Source organism: Sinomonas sp. G460-2, from assembly GCF_047759905.1.
GTDB lineage: Bacteria > Actinomycetota > Actinomycetes > Actinomycetales > Micrococcaceae > Sinomonas.
In genome coordinates this window covers 1-7159 of sequence record NZ_JBKZWT010000187.1, presented here as the reverse complement: position 1 = coordinate 7159, position 7159 = coordinate 1, and the positions used below count along the sequence as shown (strand labels likewise).

The following is a 7159-nucleotide window of genomic DNA, read 5'->3' as shown; positions in this document are numbered from 1 at the left end:
CTGCCGCTTGCCACGGGAGGTCGCTCCGACGTCGTCCTCGCCATGCCCAACCACCCGGTCCAGCTCACGCACGACGGCGCGTCCTCCAACCGCCCCGAATAGGCACCGGGGGCGCCAAGCCGCCGCCCAGCCGCGCCGCGTTCCGCACACAGAGTACGTCCAGCCGGTTCACAGAAACTGAGCGCACGATGGGAGAGTGAAGAAGACCGGACCCGAAGCCAAGCTCCTCGTCGTCGACGACGAGCCGAACATCCGCGAGCTCCTCTCGACGTCCCTGCGCTTCGCGGGGTTCGAGGTCGTCGCGGCCAGCAACGGTCGCGAGGCCCTCGCCGCCGCCGAGGAGCACGCGCCGGACCTCATGGTGCTCGACGTCATGCTGCCGGACATGGACGGCTTCACGGTGACCCGCAAGCTCCGCGCGTCCGGCCGCTACGTGCCCGTCCTGTTCCTCACGGCGAAGGACGAGACCGAGGACAAGGTGCAAGGCCTCACGGTCGGCGGCGACGACTACGTGACCAAGCCGTTCAGCCTCGACGAGGTCGTGGCGCGCATCCGCGCCGTGCTCCGGCGCACGCAGCCCATCCTCGACGACGATGCCGTGATCCGCGTCGACGACCTCGAGCTCGACGACGACGCCCACGAAGTGCGGCGCGGCGGCCTCACGATCGACCTCTCCCCCACCGAGTTCAAGCTCCTGCGCTACATGATGCTCAACCCGAACCGGGTGCTCTCGAAGTCGCAGATCCTCGACCACGTGTGGGAGTACGACTTCAACGGCGACGCCTCGATCGTGGAGTCCTACATCTCGTATCTGCGCCGCAAGGTCGACGCCAACGGGCCGAGCCTCATCCAGACCAAGCGCGGCGTGGGCTACGTCCTCAGGACGGCGGAGAAGCGCTGACGTGCTAGCCCGCTGGAAGAAGGCGTCGCTGCGTTCTCAGCTCGTCGCCATCATGATGGTGCTGCTCACGGCGGCGATCGTCTTCACGAGCGCGGGCACCCTCACCCAGCTGCACACGTTCCTGGTGAGCCAGGTCGACGCGAAGCTGCTTGATGCCTCGGACTACGCGCGGCAGAACCAGGACATCGACCTCCTCACGACGCGCAATCCGATCATGCCGTCCGACTACACGCTCGTCCTGTACACGGCCGGGGCGCCGCCGCGAATCTACCCGGTCGCGAACTCGAACGAGGTGCGGCCCGACGTCCCGACGCTCACGGCCGACCAGGCGCAGCAGATGCAGTCGAGCCAGACCATCCGGCAGGCCAACGGGACCGACCACGATTCGGACTGGCGCTACATCGCCATCCCCGTGCGGATCACGAGCACCGGCGAGCGCGCCGCGATGCTCATCGCGCTGCCGCTCACGAGCGTCGACGACGCGATGAACCACACGCTCCTGCTCGAGATCGTCGTGGGGGTGCTCGCGCTTGCGCTCGTGTTCTTCGTGGCGTCGTGGACCGTTACGCGCGCGTTCCGGCCGCTGCGCCGCGTCGAGAAGACCGCCGCCGCGATCGCTGCGGGAGATCTCTCCCAACGCGTCGACGAGGAGGCCCCGGGCACGGAGCTCGGACGGCTCTCCTCCTCGCTCAATGCGATGCTCGCGCACATCGAGCGCGCCTTCCAGGATCGAACCGAGTCCGAGGCGCGCATGCGGCGCTTCGTCTCCGACGCGTCGCACGAGCTGCGGACCCCGCTCGTGACCATCCGCGGCTTCTCCGAGCTGTACAGGCACGGGGCGCTCTCGACACCCAACGACGTGGGGACCGCGATGGGCCGGATCGAGAGCGAGGCGAAGCGCATGGGCACGATGGTCGAGGACCTGCTCACGCTCGCGCGCATCGACGAGCAGCGACCCGTGGTCCTGCGGCCCGTGGACCTCCTGCCCATCGGGCACGACGCCGTCGTGGATACGCAGGCGTCGGCTCCGGACCGGAGCGTGCGGCTCGTGGGGCTCAGCGACGGTCACGGCCCGGCCGCCGCGCCCGCGCTCGGAGACGAGGGGAGGCTGCGGCAGGTCGTGGGCAACCTCATGGGCAATGCCCTCGCATACACGGCCCCTGGGACGCCGCTTGAAATCGCCGTGGGCGTCAGGAACGACGGCGACCGGCGGATCTCGGTGCTCGAGCTGCGTGACCATGGGGCCGGGATCTCGGACAAGGATTCACCCAAGATCTTCGAGCGGTTCTACCGCGCTGACACGTCGCGCACGCGCGAAACGGGCGGGACCGGGCTCGGGCTTGCGATCGTCGCCGCGATCGTCGGGGCGCATGGCGGCCGGGTGCGCCACCGGGCGACGTCCGGCGGCGGGGCAACCTTTGTCATCGAGCTGCCGTTCAAGCCGATTCCCGAGCCGCCTTCCGAACCGCCGAAGGCGGGGCGCGCGGCTGCGGGGCCCGGAGCACCGCACGCAGGGCCAGGGGCGCCGTCAGTTCCCCGCGAGGGATCCCCGACCCGCTGAGTTGTCCACATACGACGGCGGGCGGCTGCGGCGCGCCTGCTCGCCTCCCTAGGCTCGTGGTGACGGCGGGCAGGGGGCCCGCCCGCACGAGGGGGCTGAACCATGGCACTGCTGAAGGCCGATACCGAACACATGGACGCGAGCGCCCAGAGGGTCGCTGCGACGATTGAACGGCTCCGGGCCGAGGTGCTCGGCATGAGGGGCGCGCTCGACGACCTCCAGGGGAGCTGGCAGGGCCAAGCGGCGACGAACTTCCAGGCCGTCGTGGCACAGTGGGGCGCCGCCGAGTCTCAGGTGCATACAACGCTCGACGCGATCGCCGCGGCGCTGTGGCACGCGAGTTCGGCCTACTCCGAGGTCGAGGGCAGCAACGCGCGGCTGTTCCAATAGCCCGGCCGGGGACTGGGGCTTGGGGGCCGCTGCGGTGGCGTGTCGGCCGTGTCTGGCAGGATGGTCGGCATGACGATCACCGCCGCCGCAGACGGCTCTGCCCTCGGAAATCCCGGCCCTGCCGGATGGGCTTGGTACGTGGACGACGACCGCTGGCACGCCGGCGGCTGGCCGCACGGCACGAACAATCAGGGCGAGCTCATGGCGGTGCTCGACCTCTTCCGGTCAACGGCGCACACGCCCGAGGAGCACCTCCGGATTCTGTGCGACAGCCAGTACGTCATCAACTGCGTGACGAAGTGGATGCCGGGCTGGAAGCGCCGGGGTTGGAAGAAGGCGGACGGGAAGCCCGTTCTCAACGTCGACCTGCTGCGGCAGATCGACCAGGAGCTCGTGGGCCGCTCCTACACGTTCGAGTGGGTCAAGGGCCATGCCGGGCATTCGCTCAACGAGGCCGCCGACGAGCGGGCGCGCGCGTGCGCGACGGCGTATCAGGCCGGGGTCGCGCCGGTCGAGGGGCCGGGGTTCGAGGGCGACGCCAGTGGCTCAGCTGAGGCCCCCGTTCACGTCCCGTCCCGCGCTCGGGCGGCCACTGCGCCGGCGGCCGTGGTGCAGGAGGTTGAGCCCGTCCAGGCCGACCTGTTCAGCGAGCTTCCCGTGACCGAGGGGCCCGTCGAGGGGACGTTTCCCGGCCAGCTGGACCTCGACGCGGTCGTCGAACTCGAGCAGGAGCTCCTCGACCCTGAGACCCGCGCGGACTTCGGCCAGCTCGCGTATCTCCTGCACCCCGAGTACCGCGAGATCGGGCAATCGGGCCGCCTCTGGGATCGTGACGAGATCGTCGACGCGCTCGTGCAGAACCCGGAGCTGAGCGTCTCGTTCGAGCTCCTCGATGCAACACCACTCGGTCCCGACGTCATCCAGATTGTGTACCGAACCGAGAGCGCGGAGGGCTCGAGTCTCCGCAGCTCGCTGTGGCAGCGAACCGAAGGGCGCTGGCGCCTCCGCTTCCACCAAGGAACCCGCGAGGCGTAGCCATCACAGGAAGACGCCTTGTGGCCGAGAAGACATCCTCAGTACGTCTTCTCGGCCACAAGCCGTCTTCGAAAGAAGCGGGAGCGAGCTTACGTGCTACCCCCTGCGAACGGCGGGGCCCCCACCTGAGTGGGGACCCCGCCGTCGTGCTTCGCAGCCCGCCTCGCGTACCCGAAACGCTGTCGCGCCCGGATATCCGTACCCGAGACGGTGTGGGGGCTAGAAGCCGCCCATGCCGCCCATGTCGTCGCCACCGGGCATGGCCGGAGCGTTCTTCTCCGGCTTGTCGGCCACGACGGCCTCCGTGGTGAGGAAGAGGCCGGCGATCGAGGCGGCGTTCTGCAGCGCAGAGCGGGTCACCTTGACCGGGTCGTTGACGCCAGCGGCGAGGAGGTCCTCGTAGACGCCGGTCGCCGCGTTGAGGCCGTGGCCAGCGGGCAGCTGGCGAACCTTGTCCGCCACGACGCCCGGCTCGAGGCCAGCGTTGAACGCGATCTGCTTGAGCGGAGCCTCGATCGCGATCTTCACGATGTTGGCACCCGTGGCCTCGTCGCCCTCGAGAGCGAGGTTCGCGAACGCCTTGGCACCGGCCTGGATGAGGGCCACGCCGCCACCGGCGACGATGCCCTCCTCGACGGCAGCCTTCGCGTTGCGGACTGCGTCCTCGATGCGGTGCTTGCGCTCCTTGAGCTCGACCTCGGTGGCCGCGCCCGCCTTGATGACGGCCACGCCGCCGGCGAGCTTCGCGAGGCGCTCCTGGAGCTTCTCGCGGTCGTAGTCCGAGTCGGAGTTCTCGATCTCGGCGCGGATCTGCGAGACGCGGCCGGCGATCTGCTCGGCGTCGCCCGCACCCTCGACGATCGTGGTCTCGTCCTTCGTCACGACGACCTTGCGGGCCTTGCCCAGGAGGTCGAGCGTGGCGTTCTCGAGCTTGAGGCCAACCTCCTCGGCGATGACCTGACCGCCGGTGAGGATCGCGATGTCGGTGAGCATCGCCTTGCGGCGGTCGCCGAAGCCCGGAGCCTTGACGGCGACGGACTTGAACGTGCCCTTGAGCTTGTTGACGATGAGCGTCGCGAGGGCCTCGCCCTCGACGTCCTCGGCGATGATGAGGAGCGGCTTGTTGGCCTGCATGACGCGCTCGAGGACGGCGACGAGATCCTTCACGGAGCCGATCTTCGAGTTGACGATGAGGATGTACGGGTCCTCGAGGACCGTCTCCTGGCGCTCCGCGTCGGTGACGAAGTACGCCGAGAGGTAGCCCTTGTCGAAGCGCATGCCCTCGGTGAGCTCGAGCTCGAGGCCGAACGTGTTCGACTCCTCGACGGTGATGACGCCTTCCTTGCCGACCTTGTCGAGCGCCTCGGAGATGAGCTCACCGATCTGCGTGTCCCCGGCGGAGATGGACGCGGTCGCGGCGATCTCCTCCTTGGTCTCGATCTCCTTGGCGGACTCGAGCAGCTCCTTCGTCACGGCGTCGACGGCCTTCTCGATGCCGCGCTTGAGCGACAGCGGGTCGGCGCCGGCGGCGACGTTGCGGAGGCCTTCCTTGACGAGGGCCTGCGCGAGAACGGTGGCGGTGGTGGTGCCGTCGCCCGCGACGTCGTCGGTCTTCTTGGCGACCTCCTTGACGAGCTCCGCGCCGATCTTCTCGTACGGGTCGTCGAGCTCGATCTCCTTGGCGATCGAGACGCCGTCGTTGGTGATCGTGGGGGCGCCCCACTTCTTCTCGAGGACGACGTTACGGCCGCGCGGGCCGAGGGTGACCTTGACAGCATCGGCCAGCGTGTTGAGGCCGCGCTCGAGGCCGCGACGGGCCTCTTCGTCGAATGCAATGATCTTGGCCATAACGGCTATCTGTCCTTTCGGGACGGTGTGTGGTGAGCGCACCCGCTGCAGCGCCCGCGACGGCCGGCGCCCGCCTCCCGTTCCATTCCCGGTTGGCTGACGCCTCACCCCAGCGTGGTGTTCCCTTCCTCCCGCGGACGGACGCTGCCTGCCGAGCCGTGCGGCCCCGCTGGCTTAGCAGTCTGCCTGTGGGAGTGCTAGGTCAATAATTAGCACTCGGCACGGTCGAGTGCAAGCGCGCGGCCCTCATTCTGCCCGGTGCGAGGACTCGGGACCTGAACCCGGCGGTCAGCCGAGCGCCGGGGTCAGCGCGCGACGGACTGCGCACCCGCCTGCCGCGCCGCGTTGTCCGCGCTGTACCGGAACACAGTGAAGTTCGCGGTCGTGATGTCGCCGTTCTGGTCGAAGGCGACGGGCCCGGACTGGCCGTCGTAGTCGATCGGCGTGCCCTTCGATTCGAGCGCGAGGCAGTCGGTCAGGACCGCGCACTTCTTCCGCTTCTCCGGCTCGGAGACCCCCGCCGTGCCGCCCGAGACGGCGATGAGATGCGACGCGATGGAGGGGCCGCCGTCGTCCTGCGCGGCGCCCGCGGCGAGGATCGCAAGAGCGGCCGCGTCGTATGCCTCGGGCGCGAACGTCATGTCGATGAGGCTTGGCGCCTGCTTGAGCATGTCCGCCTGGAACGCCGCGCTCGGGTACAGCCCGGGCACAAGGCCCCGCGCGCCGTCGAGCGCCCCGCTCGCGAGGCCCGATCCGTACTTGGCAATGAGCCCGTCCGAGAGCACGAGCTTCGAGCCGGGCACGCCCGCATCGTGGACCTGGGCGAGCACCGCCTGGGGATCGTCCCGTGCGATAACGACGACGGCGTCCGCCCCCGCGGCAACCGCGGCGGAGGCCGCCGCCCGCGCGTCGTGCCCCGTGAACTCTCCGCTGCCGCCCTCCGCGAGGCCATTCGCTTTGACGGACGACGACGCAGCGTCGCCGACCGCCTGCGCGTACGAGCCCTTCTGCCGCAGCACCGCGACGCGCTTCGCGTCGCCGTCCTTCGCGAGCGCGGCGAGGGCCGCGCCCTCCGAGGACTCGGTCGGGGACGTGCGGAAGTAGTAGCCCCCGCTCGGGTAGCCCGAAAGCTCGTCGTCGAGGTTGGCAGGCGAGATGAGGACCGTCTTGGCCTTGTCGAGCACGTCGATCGCTCCCGGCGCGTGGCTCGAGTCCGTGGGCCCGACGACCACGTCCGCCTTCGCCGCGACGAGCTGCCGCGCGGCTGCGGCGGTGTCCGTGGACGGCGCGGGAGGGATGAGCTCGATGGGCCGGCCCTTGTGGCCGCCCGCGGCATTGGCCTGCTGGACCGCGAGTTCCACGGCGGCGCGCTGGGCGTCGTTGAGGTACACCTGATTGCCGGCGTTGTCGAGCAAGAGCCCGAT

Annotated in this window: 6 protein-coding genes; 4 read left to right on the top strand and 2 right to left on the bottom strand. The window is 69.6% G+C overall.

Translation table 11 applies throughout. The features are described from left to right. The first annotated feature begins 196 nt into the window (after positions 1-196). The 4 genes from ACLN58_RS15220 to ACLN58_RS15205 all read left to right on the top strand — a co-directional run bounded on the left by ACLN58_RS15220 (position 197) and on the right by ACLN58_RS15205 (position 3887). Positions 197-901 (top strand): response regulator transcription factor, encoded by a 705-nt coding sequence (locus tag ACLN58_RS15220; RefSeq protein ID WP_136609222.1) that lies wholly within the window; start codon positions 197-199, stop codon positions 899-901. A 1-nt stretch (position 902) separates the two neighbouring features. After that, on the top strand, positions 903-2462 hold the full coding sequence (locus ACLN58_RS15215) for a sensor histidine kinase (RefSeq protein ID WP_415856100.1): 1560 nt from the start codon (positions 903-905) through the stop codon (positions 2460-2462). Positions 2463-2564: 102 nt separating this feature from the next. After that, positions 2565-2852, top strand: coding sequence for a WXG100 family type VII secretion target (locus ACLN58_RS15210; RefSeq protein ID WP_415856099.1), 288 nt, complete (start codon positions 2565-2567; stop codon positions 2850-2852). A gap of 69 nt (positions 2853-2921) precedes the next feature. Continuing rightward, positions 2922-3887, top strand: a complete 966-nt coding sequence (locus tag ACLN58_RS15205) for an RNase H family protein (RefSeq protein WP_415856098.1) — start codon at positions 2922-2924, stop codon at positions 3885-3887. A gap of 219 nt (positions 3888-4106) precedes the next feature. Here the strand turns inward: ACLN58_RS15205 and groL are convergent, their stop codons facing one another. Then, complete coding sequence (gene groL / locus ACLN58_RS15200; protein ID WP_415856097.1) at positions 4107-5735, bottom strand: chaperonin GroEL; 1629 nt, start codon at positions 5733-5735, stop codon at positions 4107-4109. Between the two features lie 305 nt (positions 5736-6040). Beyond that, positions 6041-7159 (bottom strand): ABC transporter substrate-binding protein (locus ACLN58_RS15195; RefSeq protein ID WP_415856096.1); only part of this gene is annotated, 1119 nt, incomplete at its 5' end.

Bases quoted from the DNA above. Each gene is read 5' to 3' on its own strand.
- groL (WP_415856097.1), bottom strand. From the start codon at position 5,735: ATGGCCAAGATCATTGCATTCGACGAAGAGGCCCGTCGCGGCCTCGAG.
- ACLN58_RS15205 (WP_415856098.1), top strand. From the start codon at position 2,922: ATGACGATCACCGCCGCCGCAGACGGCTCTGCCCTCGGAAATCCCGGC.
- ACLN58_RS15210 (WP_415856099.1), top strand. From the start codon at position 2,565: ATGGCACTGCTGAAGGCCGATACCGAACACATGGACGCGAGCGCCCAG.